The organism is Shewanella sp. JNE2 (assembly GCF_023159115.1).
In the GTDB taxonomy this organism is placed as follows: Bacteria; Pseudomonadota; Gammaproteobacteria; order Enterobacterales; family Shewanellaceae; genus Shewanella; species Shewanella putrefaciens.
On the sequence record NZ_CP096169.1, the window covers coordinates 985,342 to 1,006,289 of the forward strand.

General features: G+C 44.2%; 20 protein-coding genes. 8 read left to right on the plus strand and 12 right to left on the minus strand.

What is annotated here, in order from left to right:
- Positions 1-351: 351 nt before the first annotated feature.
- The 3 genes from MZ182_RS04470 (at position 352) to MZ182_RS04480 (ending at position 2,463) form a co-directional block, all read left to right on the plus strand.
- On the plus strand, positions 352-1,329 hold the full coding sequence (locus MZ182_RS04470) for a hypothetical protein (RefSeq protein ID WP_011790483.1): 978 nt from the start codon (positions 352-354) through the stop codon (positions 1,327-1,329).
- A 226-nt stretch (positions 1,330-1,555) separates the two neighbouring features.
- A complete protein-coding gene (locus MZ182_RS04475) occupies positions 1,556-1,936 on the plus strand; it encodes a hypothetical protein (protein ID WP_248067428.1) in 381 nt (126 codons plus the stop codon).
- Positions 1,937-2,013: 77 nt separating this feature from the next.
- A complete protein-coding gene (locus MZ182_RS04480; protein WP_248067426.1) occupies positions 2,014-2,463 on the plus strand; it encodes a hypothetical protein in 450 nt (149 codons plus the stop codon).
- A 163-nt stretch (positions 2,464-2,626) separates the two neighbouring features.
- Here the strand turns inward: MZ182_RS04480 and MZ182_RS04485 are convergent, their stop codons facing one another.
- The 7 genes from MZ182_RS04485 to MZ182_RS04515 all read right to left on the minus strand — a co-directional run bounded on the left by MZ182_RS04485 (position 2,627) and on the right by MZ182_RS04515 (position 8,181).
- Complete coding sequence (locus MZ182_RS04485; protein ID WP_011918800.1) at positions 2,627-2,971, minus strand: DUF2956 domain-containing protein; 345 nt, start codon at positions 2,969-2,971, stop codon at positions 2,627-2,629.
- Positions 2,972-3,086: 115 nt separating this feature from the next.
- Positions 3,087-3,911 carry a heme ABC transporter ATP-binding protein gene (locus MZ182_RS04490; protein ID WP_248067423.1) on the minus strand — a complete coding sequence of 275 codons (825 nt, stop codon included), beginning with the start codon at positions 3,909-3,911 and terminating at the stop codon, positions 3,087-3,089.
- 12 nt (positions 3,912-3,923) lie between these two features.
- Complete coding sequence (locus tag MZ182_RS04495; protein WP_248067420.1) at positions 3,924-4,955, minus strand: FecCD family ABC transporter permease; 1,032 nt, start codon at positions 4,953-4,955, stop codon at positions 3,924-3,926.
- 11 nt (positions 4,956-4,966) lie between these two features.
- Entirely contained in the window at positions 4,967-6,013 is a 1,047-nt protein-coding gene (locus MZ182_RS04500) for a hemin ABC transporter substrate-binding protein (protein ID WP_248067418.1), read from the minus strand.
- 85 nt (positions 6,014-6,098) lie between these two features.
- Positions 6,099-6,533, minus strand: a complete 435-nt coding sequence (locus MZ182_RS04505; RefSeq protein WP_041412310.1) for an ExbD/TolR family protein — start codon at positions 6,531-6,533, stop codon at positions 6,099-6,101.
- The gene (locus MZ182_RS04510) at positions 6,533-7,267 is read right to left on the minus strand and encodes a MotA/TolQ/ExbB proton channel family protein (RefSeq protein ID WP_248067416.1); all 735 of its coding nucleotides are present in this window, start codon (positions 7,265-7,267) and stop codon (positions 6,533-6,535) included. Before MZ182_RS04510 ends, MZ182_RS04505 begins: the two co-directional genes overlap by 1 nt.
- 62 nt (positions 7,268-7,329) lie before the next feature.
- Entirely contained in the window at positions 7,330-8,181 is an 852-nt protein-coding gene (locus tag MZ182_RS04515; RefSeq protein WP_011790466.1) for an energy transducer TonB, read from the minus strand.
- 232 nt (positions 8,182-8,413) lie between these two features.
- On the opposite strand from MZ182_RS04515, the gene MZ182_RS04520 reads away from it, so the two are divergent.
- The 4 genes from MZ182_RS04520 to MZ182_RS04535 all read left to right on the plus strand — a co-directional run bounded on the left by MZ182_RS04520 (position 8,414) and on the right by MZ182_RS04535 (position 13,729).
- Positions 8,414-10,504, plus strand: a complete 2,091-nt coding sequence (locus MZ182_RS04520; RefSeq protein WP_248067413.1) for a TonB-dependent hemoglobin/transferrin/lactoferrin family receptor — start codon at positions 8,414-8,416, stop codon at positions 10,502-10,504.
- A 128-nt stretch (positions 10,505-10,632) separates the two neighbouring features.
- Positions 10,633-11,103 (plus strand): heme utilization cystosolic carrier protein HutX, encoded by a 471-nt coding sequence (gene hutX / locus MZ182_RS04525; RefSeq protein WP_317246814.1) that lies wholly within the window; start codon positions 10,633-10,635, stop codon positions 11,101-11,103.
- Between the two features lie 35 nt (positions 11,104-11,138).
- Entirely contained in the window at positions 11,139-11,696 is a 558-nt protein-coding gene (gene hutZ, locus MZ182_RS04530) for a heme utilization protein HutZ (protein WP_011790463.1), read from the plus strand.
- Positions 11,697-11,887: 191 nt separating this feature from the next.
- Positions 11,888-13,729 (plus strand): ABC transporter transmembrane domain-containing protein, encoded by a 1,842-nt coding sequence (locus tag MZ182_RS04535; protein ID WP_248114740.1) that lies wholly within the window; start codon positions 11,888-11,890, stop codon positions 13,727-13,729.
- A 100-nt stretch (positions 13,730-13,829) separates the two neighbouring features.
- Here the strand turns inward: MZ182_RS04535 and MZ182_RS04540 are convergent, their stop codons facing one another.
- The 4 genes from MZ182_RS04540 to MZ182_RS04555 form a co-directional block, all read right to left on the minus strand.
- Entirely contained in the window at positions 13,830-15,431 is a 1,602-nt protein-coding gene (locus MZ182_RS04540; RefSeq protein WP_248067411.1) for an AMP-binding protein, read from the minus strand.
- Between the two features lie 406 nt (positions 15,432-15,837).
- Positions 15,838-17,301: a cytochrome c oxidase accessory protein CcoG gene (gene ccoG / locus MZ182_RS04545; protein WP_248067409.1), complete on the minus strand. Its 1,464-nt coding sequence runs from the start codon at positions 17,299-17,301 to the stop codon at positions 15,838-15,840.
- 170 nt (positions 17,302-17,471) lie between these two features.
- A complete protein-coding gene (locus MZ182_RS04550) occupies positions 17,472-18,938 on the minus strand; it encodes a sigma-54 interaction domain-containing protein (RefSeq protein WP_011790459.1) in 1,467 nt (488 codons plus the stop codon).
- A gap of 214 nt (positions 18,939-19,152) precedes the next feature.
- The gene (locus MZ182_RS04555; RefSeq protein WP_025008563.1) at positions 19,153-19,713 is read right to left on the minus strand and encodes a thioredoxin family protein; all 561 of its coding nucleotides are present in this window, start codon (positions 19,711-19,713) and stop codon (positions 19,153-19,155) included.
- Positions 19,714-19,934: 221 nt separating this feature from the next.
- Between MZ182_RS04555 and MZ182_RS04560 the strand changes: the two genes are divergently transcribed.
- Positions 19,935-20,549, plus strand: a complete 615-nt coding sequence (locus MZ182_RS04560) for a LysE family translocator (RefSeq protein WP_011790457.1) — start codon at positions 19,935-19,937, stop codon at positions 20,547-20,549.
- Positions 20,550-20,614: 65 nt separating this feature from the next.
- On the opposite strand, the gene MZ182_RS04565 is transcribed toward MZ182_RS04560, so the two are convergent.
- Positions 20,615-20,938: a DUF3144 domain-containing protein gene (locus tag MZ182_RS04565; RefSeq protein WP_011790456.1), complete on the minus strand. Its 324-nt coding sequence runs from the start codon at positions 20,936-20,938 to the stop codon at positions 20,615-20,617.
- Positions 20,939-20,948 lie beyond the last annotated feature (10 nt).

The window sequence follows — 20,948 nt, forward strand, 5'->3', positions numbered from 1 at the left end:
TTTTTGCATGGGTATGCCAGGTTTTTCCCGCTAGCGCGGTAATGTACTTCCCCGAAAGGGACGCTTGAAATATGTCTTTGCCTGCTCATTGAGCAGGCTTTTTTTTGCCTGTCGTTTGTTGTGCTGGATTAATTGTTACTATTTACCAGTGATCCATTGTCCTTTCATTTTAAAAAACTATCCCTATAGGCTCGACGGCGGCATCCATGCCACCAACGGTCACAAGCTAAAATCGAGCCACCCAAAGCTAAAATCGAGCCACCCAAAGCTAAAATCGAGCCACCCATGGTAAATCGCATGATTTAGGATCCTCTACTAGACTCAGTAAAAGTTTTGATGGGAGGATTTGCTATGCCGCGCCCAAGAAGAACTCAGATCAGTGTTGAGGACACGCCTTTCTACCATTGTTGCAGTCGTGTCGTTCGACGTGCTTTTTTATGTGGCGATGATGATTACTCAGGTAAAAACTATGACCATCGCCGAGCTTGGGTTGAGTCGTTATTGTTTAAACTTGAAGCGATTTTTGCGATAGATGTGGTTGCCTTTGCGGTGATGTCCAATCATCTACATGTGGTTTTACGCATTGATGTAGAGACAGCAAACCGCTGGAGCGATAGGGAGGTGCTTGAGCAATGGCATAAGTTATTTAAAGGCAATGAATTAACGCAAAAATTCGCTAAAGGTGAGTTGGTCGAGGCCCATGAGGTCAACAGATTAAAACATAGCATCGCGACGTATCGAAGCCGTTTATGTGACATCAGTTGGTTCATGCGTTGCTTAAATGAGCCGATAGCAAGGCAAGCAAATCAAGAAGATAACTGTACAGGTCGTTTCTGGGAAGGCCGTTTTAAATCGCAGGCCTTACTCGATGAGACCGCAGTTTTAGCCTGTATGGCGTATGTTGATTTGAATCCTATCAGAGCTAAAATGGCCGATACACTGGAGCAATCAGATCACACCAGTATTCAACTGCGTATTCGGGCTGCATTGAAAGGTGAGCAGCCCAAAAATCTACTGCCTTTTATTGGTAATGAACGCGAAAACCAGCCCAATGGCATTGCGTTTTCATTAGTAGATTATCTTCAATTGGTGGAGGATACAGGTCGAATTATTCGAAATGACAGATGTGGTGCTATCAGTGACAATAGCGCCAAGTTACTGACAAGGTTGAATATCCAACAAGACAACTGGCTCAAGCTCACCACAGAGTTTGGCAAGTTGTTTCATGGCCCTGTGGGAACATTGCAAGAACTTACCGATTACTGTGAGCATTTAGAGAAGCGACGACGGCACTTTGCGTCTTGCTGTCAGCACCTCAAAGCTGGCTGACTTCGAGCCTATTCATCGGCTTTACCTTTTAAAACGGCCAACCAGACAATGGGTTGGGCGACTCTTACTAAAAATCACCATTTTTCCATCAAATTGCCCGATTTAGTCGATCATCATCCATTTGAAGCATACCTTGTCAGTCTTTTTGCGACTAAGTGACTTTCCGTTGCTTGAAGCCAAGCCCAGAGTGCATTATGTTGTTGTTTTAACTTGGGTGGCCTAATTCATGCCTAATTCATGCCTAATTCATGGCCCTTTTAATGGGAATGAAGAGTTAAGAATCAACAATGAATCCGTTAAAGCGATGCCTCGCTCTATCCAAGAGCCAGAAGATGAAGAATTTATCGAAGACTATAAAAATATTGAGCTTGAAATTAGAGCCATAGACCTTGATAGCACTAAGCGGGGCTGGGCGGTTGTCGTTCCTGATCTCCATAAAAAACGCGTGCGCTTGCAACTAGATCCGACAGTAGATCCTGAAGACCTGCTTGATAAGCGCAAGGTAAACGCTAATGTCACTGTTATTTTTGGGCATGATAAAGAATACAATAAAATTCCAAAACTAGTTTTCCTTCGTGAGATCATTGTTGAAAGTGCTAACAAATAGCTGCACAGGAAAAAGTACTCGCTGCGCTCGCATTTTTCCTGTGAGCTAGGCGTTAGAGCTGAATGGGGGTTAATCTCATGGATAGAAGAATTATTAGTGCAGTAGCATGGGCATTTTCGTCATGTTTATTCTTATGGCTTTTCAGTTTGGCGCAGGCTAAAGGGTTATCGAACACTCCCACTTATGGAGAGTTATTTGAATCATTTACTGTCTTTTCATTTATGTTGCTTGGAGGAGGTGCCTGCTACCATTTCCTCACTGAAATTATCTTTAGCCCTTACAATCCGGAAAATTCACATTTGTGGATGGAGTTGTCTAAAAAAATGGTACTGCTGATGTCAATCCTAGTTAGCGTTCCACTGGTAATATTACTGAGCAGAGATTACTTGCCTTTGTCTATCGCGTGGCTTGTATCTTTCTTTTATTTGCTGTTTGGTATGGGAACTTCGGTCTGGATAGGAACAAAAATAGAGCCCATTTTCAATGAAATACGCTCTAACAAATCAATGCAGCCGACCGACCGCTAACGCGTCGGCTGATGGAAGCATTAACCCATAGAGATTTTAATCGGAAACTTACTAATTCGAGCTAAAAGTCTAACTCGAAAATACCCCAATTGAACTGATATTTCGTCGAGTGGCATAGCTTAAACCGAATCAGTCTGTGGTGGTTAGGGTTAATTGAGTGTAATTAAGCCCTGAAAAAATACAAAACAAACCCTGCCCAACTTAATAGTAAGAGTGTTATGGCAACCCAAGTGGCGGTGGTGAATTGACGTTGAGATACAAATAATTCCTCTGAGTCCTCTTGTTCATCCATGTTATTCACTGCGCGAGATTTTGCTCTCAACTGTTGTTTACGTGCTTTATCCCGTTCACGAGCTTTGGCTTTTTGAAGCTTTTTATATTCGGCGATGCCTTTTTCAATCCCTTGGGCGATGAGTTTTGTTTGCTCTTTGGTTTGTCCCGGTTTTTGGGTGGCTTTTGCTGCAATCATTGCTTCTTGCTGGGTTTCTGTCGAGATAGTGGGTTTCATCTGGATTCTGCCTAAGTTAACGCGGCGGTGGCGAAAACGTTATCGCTAAAAGTGTAAACGTAGCGATTATACCCACATTGGACTGCAAAAACGTAAGTTGATTATCCTGATTTCATTAAAAAATCAGTGGATGTCCCCCCTGTGGGGCGGGGACATATATAGGCTCGTAGTCCCATACTTCTCGAATGATATCTACCGATAGCGCTTCAGTTGGTGTACCTTGGCTTACTATTTCTCCTTGTTTTAATACGATTAATTGGTCGCTATAGCGAGCCGCTTGGTTTAGGTCATGCAGTACTACTATCACAGTGTAGGCTTGTTGGTGAGCTAAGTTTTGCGCTAACTCAAGCACTCTGTGCTGCTGGGCGAGATCTAATGCCGATGTCGGTTCATCTAATAACAGTATGGGAGGAAAGGGCGATTGACTGAGCTGAGTTAACACGCGGGCGAGTTGGACTCGCTGTTTTTCACCGCCCGAAAGGGTTGGATAGCTGCGCTTAGCCAGATGAGTTAAACCGACTTCAGCTAGTTTTTGTTCAACAAGAATATCCCCTTCTTTTTTACTGAGAGTTAAGGGGTATAACCCCATAGCAACGACTTCAGTCACACTAAAGGGAAACGTTAAACTCGCGTGTTGTGGCAGTACCGCTAAGGATTTTGCCAGATCGCTCCTTGGCCAATCCACCAGTTGGCTATGACCTAGTTGTATGCATTGCCTAGGCGTGCTGATTTCTTGGCAAAGTGCTTTAAGCAAGGTTGATTTTCCTGCACCATTAGGGCCGAGTAATGCCGTAACTGCGCCTGATTGAAATTGCACATTTATGTCCCGTAATACGGCTTTTTGTCCAATGGATACATTTAGCTGGCAAATATTCAACTGAGTACGCTTTGCATCTACTGTGCTGGAATATCGCGTCTCTGAAAGATGGCTAGTCAACATAAAAGGGCTCGTTTAGGTTAACTTACTGCGTTGTTGCAGTAATAAAAAGATAAAGAAAGGCGCGCCAAGCAATGCTGTGACCAGCCCTACGGGTAATTCTGCTGGTGTTAAAAACGCTCTGGCACCAATATCGGCAAGTGCCAGTAAGGTGGCGCCTAAAAGTGCGCTGAGTGGGAGGAGTTGTCTATGATCTGGGCCGAGTATCATGCGTACCAAGTGAGGTACCACTAAACCGATAAAGCCAATAATGCCTGTTGCTGCGACGCTAACTCCCACACCGAGTGCGCAGAGTAAAATCAACCTAAGTTTGAACCTATCAACATCGATCCCAAGATGACGAGCCTCAGCCTCCCCCAGTAGCAAGGCATTTAGCGCCCTCGCATCTTGATAAAATCGCCAACTGATAAAAACTAAGGTCGCCACACACAGGCTGACATATATCCATTGTGCTCCTGCAATCGAGCCCATTTGCCAGAGGGTGAGATCCCTCAATGCCATATCATTTGCAAGGTAGGTGAGCACACCAATCCCCGCTCCAGCCAGTGCGGCTATTGCAACACCTGAAAGCAATAGGAGCACGACTGAGGTTCCCGTTGGGCTACTGGCAAGGCGATAGACAACAAGCGTTGTTATTAAGCCTGCAACAAAGGCACTTATTGGGATCATTAATGGATGGGTGTTGGGTAATAGCACGATACAAATGGCGGCACCAAGCGCTGCGCCAGATGATACGCCGATAATGCCGGGATCCGCCAAGGGGTTACGGAATAACCCCTGCATCACAGCTCCACATTGGGCAAGTATTGCTCCCACGGCTAATGCCAGTAATGTCCGTGGCAGACGCACATTATTGATGACAAGTTGTTCATGTGGCGCAATATTGCCGATATTTTGCTGGGTCGCCCAATTGACCACTGCACGCAGGGCATCGATTAAACTGATACTGACGGGGCCTGTGCTCACTGAGAGTAAGCAGCTTAAGCCTAACAGTATGGTTAGACCAAGCCAAAGCCAATGGGTTACTTGCCAGCGATTAAGCTGCATCGCGACTATTCCTATTTTGAAGGTGTTATTAACGATAGGGACTGTTGACTATGATTGATGAGTGTCGTAGCAAGTGTATCTGCTGCATTTATTGCACTTAATCCGAGCCCTCCGAGCAGTGCTTGTGCGGCAAGATTTTGAATATGTCCGTTTTTACCTGCAGGTGTATGAGCGATTAGGGGCATTTCTTGCAGCAACTCTTGGGTAATTTGCTCATTGGTTTTTTCATCGGGGGTATCGCTTCGTTTTGACAATAGGATAATGTCGGGTTGTAAAGATAAAATTCCCTCTTGAGACAGGGTTTTATAACCCTCAAAGTCGGCGATATTCGTCGCACCGGATAACTCAATAATGATATCTGCCGCGGTACCTTTTCCGCCAACTCGTGCGCCGCGCCCTTCTTGCAATAACATAAACAGAATTTTAGGCGGGGTAGTGGCATGGTGAATTTGCTGTTTTTTAGCGTGTAAGTTTTGAAGCTGTATATGTAAATCCTGTTTTAATTTAGTCGCATTATCTTGGCGATCAAGTAACAGACCTAATCTATCCACATTGTCCATTAACTGTGATTCATCGGTTGTTGCGGGTAATTGCACCACTTTAATATTGGCCTGTTTGAGTACCTTAAGCGTAGTGTCAGGCCCCATCACATCTGAGCCGATAACCAGTGTGGGGGAAAGCGCGATAATCCCCTCAGCGGAGAGCATTCTGTGGTAGCCCAATTTAGCAACATGGCTCAATTGTTCAGGGATATAGCTGGTGGAGTCGATGGCAACTAATTTATCACCAGCATCAAGTGCAAGTACCAGTTCAGTGACACCCGCCCCCGCACTCACTAACCTGATATCTTGCTCGGCACTCACGGCATTAAGGGGTAAACCTATAGCGGAAAAAAACAGTGTCGATGAAAAAAATGCCGTGGTTACAAAACGTGATAGTGATTTATGTGTATGACGTTGTAGCCGATTATTGAGGTGATTTAATCTATTGTTATATCTCAATTGAGTGATGCATTTTAACGTGATAGTGCTGATAACACTCGCGGTTTGGTACAACATAATAAACTCCTTATTCATTTATTCTCCGCCGATTGCTATGCGCGGTTTGCTACTTGTTAACGTGCACTATTGCTCGTTCTCGGGATTATTGTTCCATCAAGATTTGAGTCTGGCTGATGGATTGTGCTTGCAGAAGCGCCAGTAGTTGCATTAAAGGTTCTACGGGCGCGGCTTTGTCGGCCGCAATAATCACGGTTGCTTCAGGCATCGTCTGAAAACGCGCGGTAAAGGCGGTGCTAAAAGTCGTTAAGTCAGTAAATGGTTCACCATCAATAGCCCAATAAGGGGCGATTGCCATGATATTGATGGCAATCGTAGGTTTGTTTTCTACCACGCTAATGGCAGAACTTGGGCTCTGAGGCACGTCTACTGGCAAGCTGAGTAGTTGACTATTTGCCGTGAGTAGCAGAAACACCAATACGATAAAGATAATGTCGATGAGTGCCGTTAAATCGATACTTGGTAGCTGATCGGGTGTGGATATCCCATTGGGAGTGATGGATTTATCAGGGGTGATCATCATTGAGGCTCTGTGTAGGTATTGAGCGGCTTAATAGGGTTATTAGCTCGCTCAAACGCTTGATATGCATTGGCATTGATAGAGATATCTTCGATACCTGCTAACCAAAGATTAAGTTGATTCAATATATGGCTAGTGCGTAGGCATTGCCCTTGTGCCCAAATCCCAAAAAGATGAGCTGCAGTAATGGCGGGTACGGCAATAATGAGTCCGGCCGCAGTGGTGTTCATCGCAAGTCCTAAACCGGCGCTGAGTTGCGCTGGGGTGACAGGGCCTTGGGATTGACCGAGTTCTGCAAACATATCAATTAATCCTAAAACTGTGCCAAGTAATCCAAGTAAAGGGCTAATAATGCCAATGACTTGTAGTACCTTTAGCCCTGCCTGTAGGTCACGCTGCTGCTTATTGAGCCACAGACTCAGTAATTCTTCCCTGAGTGTTTTAGGTTGGTGAACTTGTTTGAGCAGTAAGGTGGCACCGCGGGCAAGTAAATCGTTTTGCACACTTGTTTGTGCGAGCAAAGTATTAATGTTTTCTGTTGTTGCCGTTGAGGTTGAACGACGAAGATTTTTTATCCATGCCTGTTTTTGCGGCAGGATAGATAACAAGGTTTGATGTAAAAATAAGGCACTACGTTCAAGACAGATCATTAACGCGAGAAAAGCGCATAACAGCAATGGCCAAGTCAGTACGCCAAGCTGTGTCTGTAAAGTTGAAAAGTCGGTCATGGGCATTAAGTCTCTATAATCATGATAATTATCATTTGAGCGGTTTGTTTAACGGTCGCCATAAATGGTTAATTGAGTGCAAAACGGATTGGGACTCTGACCTTATAATGACTTGCCAGTTTTTGGGGTGGCGCTTCAAATTGCCAAGTCTCAACGGCTTCAAGTGCGGCCTTGTCTAACAAGCTAAATCCTGAACTTTTCACTAGGGTAAGTGCTAATTGCTCACCCCATTCGTTAAACATGACTTCTACCATTGCTGTGCCTTCTAACCCTTTTTTACGTGCAATGCGTGGATAATTGGGTCGAGGTGGTGGCGTAGTAAAAAGCGGTTTTTCTAATTCCACTATATTGGTTTTAATGCTGGTGGTTTGGTGAGTTGATTGAGTTAACTCGGCCGCCATTTCAGTCTTGGCTTGTTTTTTTTCTATATGATTTGCTGTTGTTATTTCAGAAAGCTGAGATAAGGTGGCATCGGCTAACCTCGGTTCAGCCTCTGTGGGTGGATTAACGGTTTTAGCTTGGCTTGCCGTTTTAGCTGAAGAAGGTTTGAGCATAGGCGTATCAACTGATGTTGATTTTATGCTGTGGTTTTCAACTTTTGCGGTGATGGTTTGTTCTGTATTTGATTCCGTGCTTTTTGGTGGCGTGATAATAGGTTCAGTAGCCTTAGTTTTTGCCACGTCAGTTTTCGCCACGTCAGGGTTAGCAAGGTTTTTCACCGGCATCGCTAAACTTAGGCTCACATGATTTGCACCACGGTTTAGTGTGGAGGCAGATGTCATCGATATCGCATTCAATTGCTGTGGGACGATAGACGGCTGTGAGGCAATAACCCCAGATTGGATAGCGATAGTTAACGCGCCAAAGGCCAAATATCGTTTTGGTGTCACAGTAATCTCACCTCCTAAAAAGAAATACATCCCAGCGTTTAAGCATTTTCGCTAATTAAGATACTGCAATATAAATAAGATCGCAAATGATAATGATTACCATTTGATCTATTTTATTATCTCAGGTAGAGTGCCAGCAATTGCTTGAATAGGTGCTCAAAAAAGCAGCTATCTCGCCAATTATACCCATTTGCACTTTTTATTGAGTGTTGAGTCAGGGGAATTGAATGGACATAACGAGATATCACTTGAGGATAAAGAGATGAAAGAAAAGCCATTAGTCATCGCGATGGCGGTAGCGCTGAGTAGTTCGACGCTGAGTTTTACATTAGCAGCCGAAGACGTTACTAAGGCAGAGATTCAAGAGAGTGCCGATAAAAAACTGATTACTACTGAGTTTGATGAAGTCCTTGTGAGTGCGACACGCATCAGTGAAAAAGCCTCCGAAACTAGCCGTAGCGTGGCCGTTGTGGGTGAAGAACAGCTTGCGATTGCGCAAGCTTCTTCTGTGGCAAATGCGCTTAAACATGAGGCCAATATTTCGCTGACTAATGGCCCAAGAGCTTCATCGCAAGGGGTTGAAATCCGTGGTTTAAGTGGCGATAGAATTCTGCAAACGATCGATGGTGCAAGGCAAAATACCAGTTCAGGTCATAGGGGAACATATTTTATGGATCCTGAACTACTCAAATCGGTTGAGGTATTGCGTGGATCCGCGAGTAGTTTGTGGGGGAGTGGTGCCCTAGGTGGTGTAGTCGCCCAGAATACTAAGTCCGCAAAAGATTTTTTAGCCCCAAATGAGAAATTTGGTGGTTATCTTCAGCAGGGATATGAAACCAATGGCGATCGCGTTAAAACCAGTGGTGCCGTTTATGGACAAGAAGGCACGATTGATTGGTTACTCAATGGTTCCTATTTCGATTCAAATAATATTAAAACTGGTAACGATGAAACCCTGATCAATAGTGCATCCGATGGTGGCAGTGGTTTGGCTAAACTAGGTTGGCAAGCTGACGAGGCATCACGGTTAGAATTATCAGCAAGGGTTAATAAAACCAACGAATTAGTACCAAGTAATCCCTCTACTGTGGTCAGCAGTTCAGTTCCCTTAGTTCGTCGCCAAACGGATGATCAAAATATCACGTTAAATTATAGCCTTAACCCTACTAACAACCCTTATTTGGACACTAAAGTACAAGTGTATTGGAATAGTACGGACTACGACGAAGACCGCGTGACTAAGGGGCAAAAGGACAGCACTGAGTTTAGAACCGTAGGCGTAAATCTGAATAACAGTTCGCGCTTAGGCAATACCAAGTTGACCTATGGCGTTGATGGTTACCGCGATACCATCGAAACCGTTCGTGACGATAGCGGACAAGTCGGGCAGCGCCCCGGAAACATTGATGGTGAAAGCACGGTGTGGGGAGCTTTTACCCGTGCAGATATTGAGTTGACTAAGACCCTCAACTTAGATGCCGCCCTGCGCTATGACAACTTTAAAAATGACAGTAATAACCTCAACATGTCATCGGATGATAATGAATTATCACCTTCTCTTGGTTTGAGCTGGCAGACTCAACCTTGGTTAACATTAAGTGCCCGCTATGACCAAGCGTTCCGCGCGCCTACGGTGGAGGAAATGTATTCCAGCGGGACGCATTATTGTATTCCGCCTATCCCAGGATTTTTACCCCAAGGTCTGTGTAACACCTTTGCGACCAATCCGAATTTAAAGCCTGAAACCGCTCGTAATAAAGAAATTAAAGCGGACTTACGTTTTAGTGACTTGGCGGGTGATGATGAACTGGCAGTGACCTTAAACGTCTTCCGTAACGATGTTGACGACTTTATTGTGCAGCAGGTTTCTAACCCTTGGCGTGGTATTCCGGGATTTGAGCAAACCACGTCATGGAATAACGTCGAAGATGCTCGTTTAACGGGTTTTGAAATTAGTGGCCGTTATCGCATTGGTCAAACTCGTTTAGCCATGAATTATGGTCAAACCCATGGCGAAGATCGTAAGACAGGGGAATATATTGAAAGAATACCTGCCAATAAATTCAATGTCGACTTATCTCAAGGCATTATGGATGGCGATATGAAACTGGGCACCCGAGTCACCTATGTCGCCAGTCAGTCAAATACGCCTGATGGATACAGTGTGGCGAAATACGATGATTACAAACTGTGGGATATCTACGTTGCATGGGAGCCTACTATGGGGGGGATGTCGGGTGTGAGAGTGGATTTTGCCGTTGAAAATATCGGTGATGAACAGTATCAACAGGCATGGCAAACCTTGTATCAGCCAGGGCGAAATATGAAGTTATCGGCGCGTTACATGTTCTAAATGCCGGTTTGAGGAGCAAGATAAAGATGACCCTTGATACCCATATCGTGGCAAGTATCGAACCCGATACAGAACAGGTCGCGCGGCATAGCATGCTTAGACAGCGATTTGAACAGTAAGCCGATTTAATGCCAGCGCAACTTGCGAGTGAATTAGGCATTGCCGAAATGGAAGTGGTAGCTGCATTACCGCCAGAACAAGTGGTTTTTGTGCCACTAACGCAGCTCGATACTTTGCTACAAATGCTGCCAGAGTGGGGAAACTTAACCACGATTGTGATGCTTTCTGGCAGTGTATTTGAATTTAAAGGTGACTTTCCTCAGGGCAAATATGCCCACGGTTACTACAACCTCTACAGTAAGGGAGATGGGCTACATGGGCACCTCAAGTTAGATACCATGCGTGGTATTGCACTTATTAGCCGTCCGTTTAGGGGGAGTGAGAGCCATTCGATCAACTTCTTCGGTAGCGAGGGGGAGGTTGTGTTTAAGGTGTATCTCGGCCGTGATAAACAAAGGGCGCTATTTCCTGAGCAAGTGCGACAATTTAAAGCATTAGCGGCCCGTTTTGTATTGTCAGATTTAAGCTCGAATGCGTAAAAATTAACCAAATTTGAATAGAAGGAGCAAGGTCAATGAAAACTGAAATGACTGAGCAAGAACAGCGTTTAAGGGACAAATTATTACCCGAAATTGAAGCCTTTAAGCAGCAAAAGGAAACCCTGCAATTAGCAACCGTTGATATTCATGGTCAGCCCAATGCTAGTTATGCTCCCTTTGCACTGGCCGATGATGGATTTTATATTTTGGTCAGTGATCTCGCCAGACATGGCCATAATCTAAAACATTCAACCAAAGTGTCAGTGATGTTGGTTGAAGATGAAGCTGCCGCAAAATCTGTCTTTGCCCGTAAGCGTTTAACCTTTGATGCAATTGCCGAGGCCGTGCCCCGTGATACCCCTGCTTTTAGCAAAGGTGTTGCCGTGTTATCCGCCCGTTTTGGCGAAATGTCGGATAATCTTGCGGCCTTGACGGATTTTAATTTATATAAACTTGCGCCCCATCAAGGGTTATATGTGAAGGGTTTTGGTCAGGCATTTACTTTAAGTGGTGCAGAACTCTTAGATGTGGATTGGAAGCGCGATGGTCACCATGGCACTCCCAAAACGCCAGAAAGTATGCAAGTCGCTTAGGCTTTTGTCTGGTTATTTGCCAACCTAATTTAAGTCCATTCAACAATGCCAAATTCGTCATTCCTGCGAATTTGGCATTTGCGTTTTTAAGTTAATATCGCAATAGTACAGATTCCCCCTTGAATTCTTCTCGAATAGGCAGCATTTCTATTATGCCTGAATGACAGTTCCCTACCCGAAGGATGCCTCGCGTGCATGAGCCTACTGCTAAATCATCTGAATCCATTAAAACTGACATAGCTAAAAATCCAACCTCAAAGATACGGCAACGATCGGTATTACCTTGGATTGCGGGTTTCCTTAAGCCATATCAGTTTAAAGTGGTCGCCGCGATTATCTTTTTGATGATAGGTTCACTCGCTTGGTTGTCACTCGGCCAAGGAGTGCGCTTGATGGTAGACGAGGGCTTTGTGCGTGATAATGCACAGCGATTAAATGAAATCATACTGTTAGTGCTTGGGATTACCGCCATCAGTGGCACGGCGGTGTTTTGTCGTTTTTATTTAATGACTTGGCTTGGTGAACGCGTTAGCGCCGATATTCGCCTTACCGTTTATAATCAACTGCTTAAACTCTCTCCGGCGTTTTACGCTAAGGTGCGAACTGGTGAGGTGATCTCCCGTTTTACCGCCGATTCTACCTTGCTTCAAACTGTCGTAGGTTCAAGCCTTTCGATGGCACTGCGCTCTGGCGTGACAGTCCTTGGTGGTTTAGTGATGATGGGTATCACTAGCGTAAAGATGACCTTGCTGGTGCTATTGGCCGTGCCTTTAGTGCTAGGGCCAGTGATCTTTTTTGGTCGGAAAGTGCGAGTCTTAGCGCGGGAAAGCCAAGACAGGGTTGCCGATCTTGGCGCTTATGTTGATGAAACACTCCATGAAATCCACACAGTGCAAGCCTATGGACATGAGGATAAAGATCGCAGTTTATTTCATACCCGCGTTGAAGATGTGATGTCGGCGGCCAGCGGTAGAATTCGATATCGTGCACTGCTTATTTCATCCGTGATGTTTTTAAGTATCGCAGCGATTGCTATGGTGACTTGGGTTGGCGCCCATGATGTGATGGCAGGTAGGATGACAGGAGGTGAGTTGTCGGCCTTTATGTTTTACGCAGTGATGGTTGCGGGCGCTGTGGCAACGATCAGTGAAGTGATAGGTGAGATTCAACGGGCATCTGGTGCCGCCGAACGATTAATTGAACTGGCTGAAACGCAAGTAGATATTCCCGTTGCAACTCATCCAGTGAGTTTACCTGCCGATGTTAGTGGTGAGCTAGTTATTGAGGGACTCAGTTTTGCTTATCCTGAGCAGGACACCTTAGTGCTTAAAGACGTTAATATGACGATTACCGCCGGTGAGCGGGTAGCTTTAGTGGGGCCGAGTGGCGCGGGTAAAAGCACCTTATTCCAGTTATTACAGCGCTTTTATGTGCCTAGCGCGGGCAGTATTCGGCTCGAAGGGATTGATATTGCGAATCTTTTACCACAGGATTTGCGTGCACAGTTTGCATTAGTGCCGCAGGACTCTGTGATCTTTGCCACTAGCGTGCTTGAAAACGTACGTTATGGACGAGTCGATGCCACCGAACAAGAAGTGATAGATGCTTGTATTGCAGCCCGTGCCCATGAGTTTATTAGTGAATTTACTGAGGGTTATCAAACCTATTTAGGCGAGCGTGGAGTGCGACTTTCAGGTGGGCAAAAGCAGCGGATCGCTATTGCGCGGGCGATTCTAGCTGACAGACCAATATTGTTACTCGATGAGGCGACCAGCGCCTTAGATGCCGTCAGTGAGCAGAAAGTAAAGCAAGCGCTGGATGTATTGATGGCGAATAAAACCACCTTGATTATTGCCCATCGCCTATCGACGGTCATCAATGCGGATAGGATTTTTGTCTTTGATAAGGGCGAGATTGTCGCCAGCGGCCGCCATCAAGCCTTGATGCAATCTAATGCGCTATATCGTGAATTTGCCAGTTTGCAATTGTTAACCGAAGAGGCCAATGCCTGCGGAATCAATGAGACCACTTAGGGAAATAAAACCCAGTCGCTAGTTAATCTAGCTTACTGGGCATGTTATGGTGCGTTGGTTTTTAAGTTTTGTTTGTAAAAGCGGTTTTTATGTCCTGACTTTAAGCCTTATTTTTAAGTTCGCGGCGCAGAATTTTACCGACGGTGCTTTTAGGTAATTGCGTCATAAACTCAATGATTTTAGGTAATTTATAACCCGTTAATTGCTCGCGGCAATACTGCAAAATTGTACTTTTAGCCTGTTCATGATTGAGGTTATTGTCCTTGAGGACGATAAAGGCTTTGACCGCTTCCCCCGAGTGTTCATCTTGTACACCAACAACCGCGCACTCAATGATATCGGGATGACTGGCAAGCACATTTTCAACTTCATTAGGGTAGACGTTAAAGCCTGACACGATGATCATATCTTTTTTGCGATCAACAATTTGATGGAAACCTTCCGCCGTTGCTATGGCAATATCGCCTGTTTTAAAGAAGCCCTCTGGTGTCATCACATTGGCGGTTTCTTGTGGGTTATTCCAATATCCTCGCATCACCTGCGGGCCGCGCGCAGCTAATTCTCCTGCAGTCCCTAAAGGTACTTCAATGTTATTTTCATCTAATAGTTTGACCTCAGTACCAATCACAGGTTTACCAATAGTGCCGAGCTTTTGATAACCGGGCGCATTGAGTGAAATGACAGGGGAGGTTTCAGATAATCCATAACCTTCGCTGATCATATTACCCGTGGTTTGTTGCCAAATATTGGCCGCCGCGGCCGTGAGCGCTGTACCACCTGAGATGGTAATTTTTAAATGGCTAAAGTCCAGTGCTTTAAATTCAGGCTGATGGCACAGAGCGACAAATAAGGTATTGAGCCCAGCAAAACCAGTAAAAGGATATTTAGTGAGAGTCTTAATTAAGCCACTGATATCCCGGGGATTTGGGATTAATACCGAGCAACCACCGCACTCAAAATACAGCACTAAGTTCACCATAAACGCATAAATATGGTAAATCGGTAGCGGCGCAACAAAAATATCCTCACCTTCAGATATCACGCTACCAATGCGGGATTTTACCTGCGCGGCATTGGCGAGCATATTGCCGTGGGTCAACATGGCTCCTTTAGATAATCCCGTTGTACCGCCTGTATATTGCAATGCACAGAGATCATCGAGTGTGGGCGCTAGGCGGGTAAAGGTCAGTTCTGCGCCTTGCTTTAAAATATCGTAGAACGCGATATTTTTCAGGCCCGTTTTAGGCTGAATTTGAGGCTCTATTAAATCCAGAGCATGGGTTGAGATAACTAATTCAATCTCGGTAGTGGCGACCACTTTTGCTAAGGTTGGCAGCAAATCCGATAGTACAACTAAGGCTTTGGCTCCTGAATCATTAAACTGATGGATAAGTTCGCGCTCTGTATAGAGAGGATTGGTGTTGACTAGAATGAGCCCAGCCCTAATAGCACCATAGGCTGCAATAACAAATTGCGTGATATTGGGTAATTGAATTGCAATACGATCGCCAGGTTTGAGTTGGGTCTTGTTTTGCAAATAGGCGGCAAAGTAACGGGAGTCTCGCTCTATCTCGTTAAAACTACTGGTTTTACCCAAGCAAGCATAGGCGGGTTTATCACCATAACGTAAGCTGGTTTTCTCAATAAGATCGACCAATGATGAATAGCTGAGTGTGAGTTGGGAGTCTTGATCGTATGCCATGCTGAACTACCTCAAAGATGATGTTTATTATTTGTTATTATTTTGAAATCAAACATATGTTTAGATTAGAGGGTGTGAGCACTAGAGGTCAATGCTTATCGTGAAAAACATCACAACGTCAATAAGGGTATCTTTATGTAACAAAAGTCTTTTTACTGTAAAGCATAGGACTTAACTATAGCTTAACTACTCTATCATTTATAAAGCGTAATAACTGTAAATAAGAAAGTGATTTAGATTTTGTTAGTGTTATGTATTTATTATGTGGTTGGCTGCTCTTTATTTACTGAGTGCCAGTGTGCTTAGTATCAGTGCATTTCGATGATGAATGTAAGACTTAAATTGACGCGTGGTGTTATGTTTCAAGCGTCAATTAAGTCTTAAATATAGAAGTTAAATTATCACTCTAAGGGCTAAAGAATCCTGTTTCTTGGCTTACTTGCTGCCTTGGTTCTTTAATATCTGTGACTGAAAATCGGATCAATTTTCGCCCTGAAGGGACATTATCTTTATCGGCAAGAACCGTTACGGGATAGTCAATTTGTTCGCCCGCGGCCAAGGTGATAATGGGAGCCGCAATCAAGCTAAAAGGCATTTCACTGTCAACGGCAAGTTGATATTGCTTAGTGTCTTGTGTCTTGTTGCGGATCTTCAGTTGATAGGTATTTTCAACTTTATTATCCGAGGTTTCACGGTACAGGCTTTGGCGATCGCGTATCACGTTAAGCTGAATTTCACTGCGGTTATTTAGATCTAAGCCTATGACGATGAACATAATAATGACCGCTACACCGTAGCCTAAGAAACGGGGGGATCGCCAATAGGAATGGGATATTCCTTTGAGATCATTTTCACTCATATAGCCGATAAGATTTTGTTTGTAATCGAATTTCAACATGGTTTCGTTACAAGCATCAACACAGGCACCGCAGTTGATGCACTCATATTGTAAGCCGTTACGAATATCGATCCCCGTTGGGCACACTTCGACACATAAATGGCAATCAACACAGTCGCCCAAAGTAGGGTCAGCTAGATTCGTTGCTTGCTTACGTTTACGTGGACCGCGGGATTCACCACGCTGTGCATCGTAGGTTACTGTTTTAGTATTGGCATCGAACATTACCGCTTGGAAACGGGAATAAGGGCAGCAATGCAGACACATTTGCTCGCGCATCCAACCCGCATTGAGATAGGTACAAATGGCGAAGAACCAGACCCAACAAGTCACCCAGAAGCTAGCATTACCTGTGAATATATCTAAATAGAGTTCGCGTGCGGGGATAAAATAGCCAATAAAACCGCAACCAGTAAGTAAGGCTGCGAGTCCCCATAGGCTATGTTTTACGGTTCTTTTGCCGATTTTATTTGCTGTCCAAGGGGCTTTGTCGAGTAATTTACGTTTGTTGCTATTACCTTCGATACGGTTTTCTATCCATACATAGATAAAGGTCCATGCAGTTTGCGGACAAAGATAGCCACACCAAACGCGTCCCCAGAATACGGTGACAAAAAACAAACCAAAAGCCGCTGCGATAAAAATCCATGCTAATAGCGTAAAATCCTGCGGCCAGAGCGTTAACCCAAAAAAGAAAAATTGCTGCTGACTGACATCCAATAATATTGCTTGGCGGCCATTAACAGATATAAACGGCAGGGCGAAAAATAGCACAATTAACAGGCTATTCATCATGGTTCTTAAGCGTTGGAAATACCCCTTTTGTTCACGAAAATGAATTTTGCTTGAGGCAGTGGCATTTTCGAGCGAGGAGTTTGCTTTCGGGGCGGTTGAAATATTTTTAATGGGGATAAATTGCTCTGCTAAGGCAGGTTTTGCGTTTGTAATTGGGGTTATGTCGCTCTTTGGCATAAGAGAGTCCTAACGGCTTTAATAAGATTTATCCCCTATTAGCAAGCGTTAGGCCAATATGTTGTGAGTTTAATGTATTGATATTTATGGTTAAAATTAATGAACTGATTATGCATTCTCACGATATATCGCGAATTGGCGATATATCGTGTAATTTAGATTGTGGGACGCTAATTCGTTTCATTCATTTGACGTTGGATCCCCAATTTTTTCATCCGCGATCTGAGCGTGCTCGGCGGTACCCCTAAGATATTAGCTGCGCCAGAAGGCCCTGATATACGCCAATTTAAGCGTTTAAGTGTTTGTTCTATATGCCATGCCTCAGCTTCAGCTAGGGTTTGATGCTGCAGTGATAAATGTGGCGCATTTAGGTTATCGGTTGGCATTGCATGGATGTGTAAAATATCTCCTTGGGTAAGAATTGCTTCACGCTCAAGGATATTTTGTAGCTCACGTACATTGCCGGGCCAAGTGTAGGCCATCAGTTTTTGTAGGCCTTTTTGACTGACCCCGCGGATTTTTTTACCCAGTTTTCGATTCAAGTTATGGAGTATATGGCTGACTAGTTCGGGGATATCATCCAGCCTCGATCGGAGTGGCGGAACTTTAATTGGGAATACATTCAAACGGTAATAGAGATCCATACGAAATAATCCCAGCTCGACTCGTTTGAGTAAATCATGGTGGCTGGCTGCGACTAAGCGAATATCCACTTGGATGGTTTCACTACCGCCGAGACGTTCAAAGGATTGCTCTTGAATAACTCGTAGTAATTTTGATTGGGCTTCCAAACTGAGTTCTGCGACTTCATCGAGAAACAGCGTTCCCTGATGTGCAAGTTCAAATCGACCTTTTCGGCGGCTGGTGGCACCGGTAAATGCTCCTTTTTCGTGACCAAAGAGTTCACTTTCCAGTAAAGAGGCTGAGAAGGCGGCACAGTTAACGCTGATCATAGGTTTATCTTTGCGGTGACTGAGTTTGTGTAAGTTGCGGGCAACTAATTCTTTTCCTGTGCCATTTTCACCACAAATCAACACTGTACTGTCGGTGTTGGCAACCATGTGTAGTTGCTGAATCATGTGGCGGATAACACTGCTATTACCAGAAATATCCACATCACCTGTTTTATCTGCTAATTCGGCTTGCAGGTAGTGATTTTCTGATGCAAGACGTTCGGATAGTGCTTGCACTTGGATTAAGGCTTGGCGTAATGAGTGCTCAGTTTGTTTTTGAATACTAATGTCACGAAATATCGCGACTACGCCAATAAGTTGATTGTCTCGATAAACAGGAGTAGAGCTGTAATGCACTGGGAAGCTGCTACCATCTTTACGCCAAAACACATCGTGGGTGATCTCGCGGGTGATACCATCCTTTAAGGTATTGTAAATTGGACAATCTTCTTGGGGATAATGGCTGCCATCCGCATGGCTATGATGGTGGCAATTATGGATATTTTTGCCCAGTAACTCTGCATTTTTCCAGCCTGTCATCCGTTCAGCTGCTGGATTGATAAAAACGGCATTTCCATTTAAATCAAAACCATAAATACCTTCACCCACGGCATTGAGTAGCAACTGATTTTCCGGCAGAAAATGTTTGTCTAATGGTTCTTTAGGGGAGGGGGTCTTAGTCATACACAGATTACCGAGGTAGCAAGCAGATAGCTTGATTATACACTTTATATCTTGGCGATATATCGTGACTTTGATGTTTGGCTTACAGCATGATTCGGTATCTTACATTCAATGCTCTTTCTTAGCGTGAGATGCAGTTTGTTAGATATTTTGTTGTAGTCATCGATGTGATACGTATGAATTAAAACGCCTTTAAAGATGCTTTGATTAGAATTCAGTATGAGTATGCTGGACGACCTTGGGCCGCTGCAAGGCCATTAAGCACATCATTGATACTCAATTTTGCTGGTAACACAATGCCTTTAGGTAAACTTGGCCCATAGATTTTATTGTAAGGCGTGCCTGGTACTCCCTCATGGCGCATATATGATTCAATTGTGCTGTTGGCTTCACTCCAATTGCCTTGCATTAAAATAATATTTTCTGCCATTAGGGCATTTACAATTTGTTCTCTGTGGGTCACATCGGCTTTATTCGTTTGGCAAATCGTGCACCAATCTGAAGTGATATCGACAAAAACCGTATAACCCTGTGCGACCAGAGGAGCAATTTCGGCGGGTGCTAAGGTATGCCATTGGAGTTTTTGGTAAGCCTGATAATCTTCTCCTTTGTGTACAAATCCGATAATACTGCCTAAACCTAATGCAAAAAATCCTAAGGTAAAAATCACTGATAATGGGATGTTTTTACCTTTTCTCTTTTGCCATAACAAAAGCAGAATGACACCGATTAGTAAACTAAGAAGAATAAAACTGATGAGGGTGATTGTGCCCATAAACGCTTCCGCTTGAGAATATCTAAAACAAGTTGGCATTTATCTTAGTCGCTAACAGCTTAAAACTACGTGAATTTAGGATATTTATCCCACTTGTATCATGTTAGTTGCAGCTCCATGTTCCAAAGCCGAGTATTAACATTAACGCCTTACTCTGCCGATGTTAGAATGTCGCTATGCGAAAACCCGTTGAGTTTATTTATCCCTTTTAGGACATATACATGAGTTTGAGTACTTGGTTTGGTTTATTGGCAATTTGTTGTTTGGGAGCTATGTCTCCGGGGCTAAGTTTAGCCATGGTGGTACGTCATACGTTAGGGGGTGGACGTAGTAAAGGGATTGTTTGTGCATGGGCGCATTCTATCGGGATCGGTTTTTATGCCTTGATCACGTTATTGGGTCTAGCCGTAGCCCTAAAAAAAGCACCTTTATTATTTAATGGAATTGCAATTATGGGGGCTTTATATCTAGCCTGGATTGGTATTCAGTCGCTGCGCTCAAATGGTGGTGTGCAAGCAAAACTTGCAGCCGGAGAAGCAACTGATACATTCACTGCGGCGAGGGATGGATTAGCTATCTCTCTTTTTAACCCCAAAATCCTACTGTTTTTTTTGGCGCTGTTTAGCCAGTTTGTCATGGTGGCAGATAGCATGACAGGGCAGGCCTTGATTGTTTTGACCCCTTTAATAGTGGACGGTCTCTGGTATAGCTTAGTTGCGTTAATGTTGTCTCATTCGCGGGTGTTACCTAAACTTCGAGAAAAGGCGGGTTTGATTGATAAATTAACCGGTATCGTCTTAATACTGTTAGCTATTCGAGTGATTTATACGCTTTAAACCGCATGAATAATAACGCCATCAGTTGATGGCGTTATTATTCGGATTTTAGGATAGCGGTTTAATTAGCTTTTAAATATTTGTACGGAGTCATCCGCTTCTGCTGGCGCTGATTCTTCCTGAATAACCGGGGGATTAGCGATATGATCTTCTAAATTATCATTCAGCATTTCACGATATTCAGAACTAAACCATTCTAGGGCGCTATCTTTTTCTGCGCCTAAATCAGCAGATTTTATGGCTGCTTCAAAGGCATTAAAACGTGCTGCTGCAAAACGCAGGGCTGTACCGACTTTACCGACATCGCCTTCTTGCTGGCTTAGCTGATTGGCTAAAGCAATAAATTGATCGGCAAGTTCAAAAATGGTGGTGTTGCTCGTTTCGGTCATGGTGCTCACT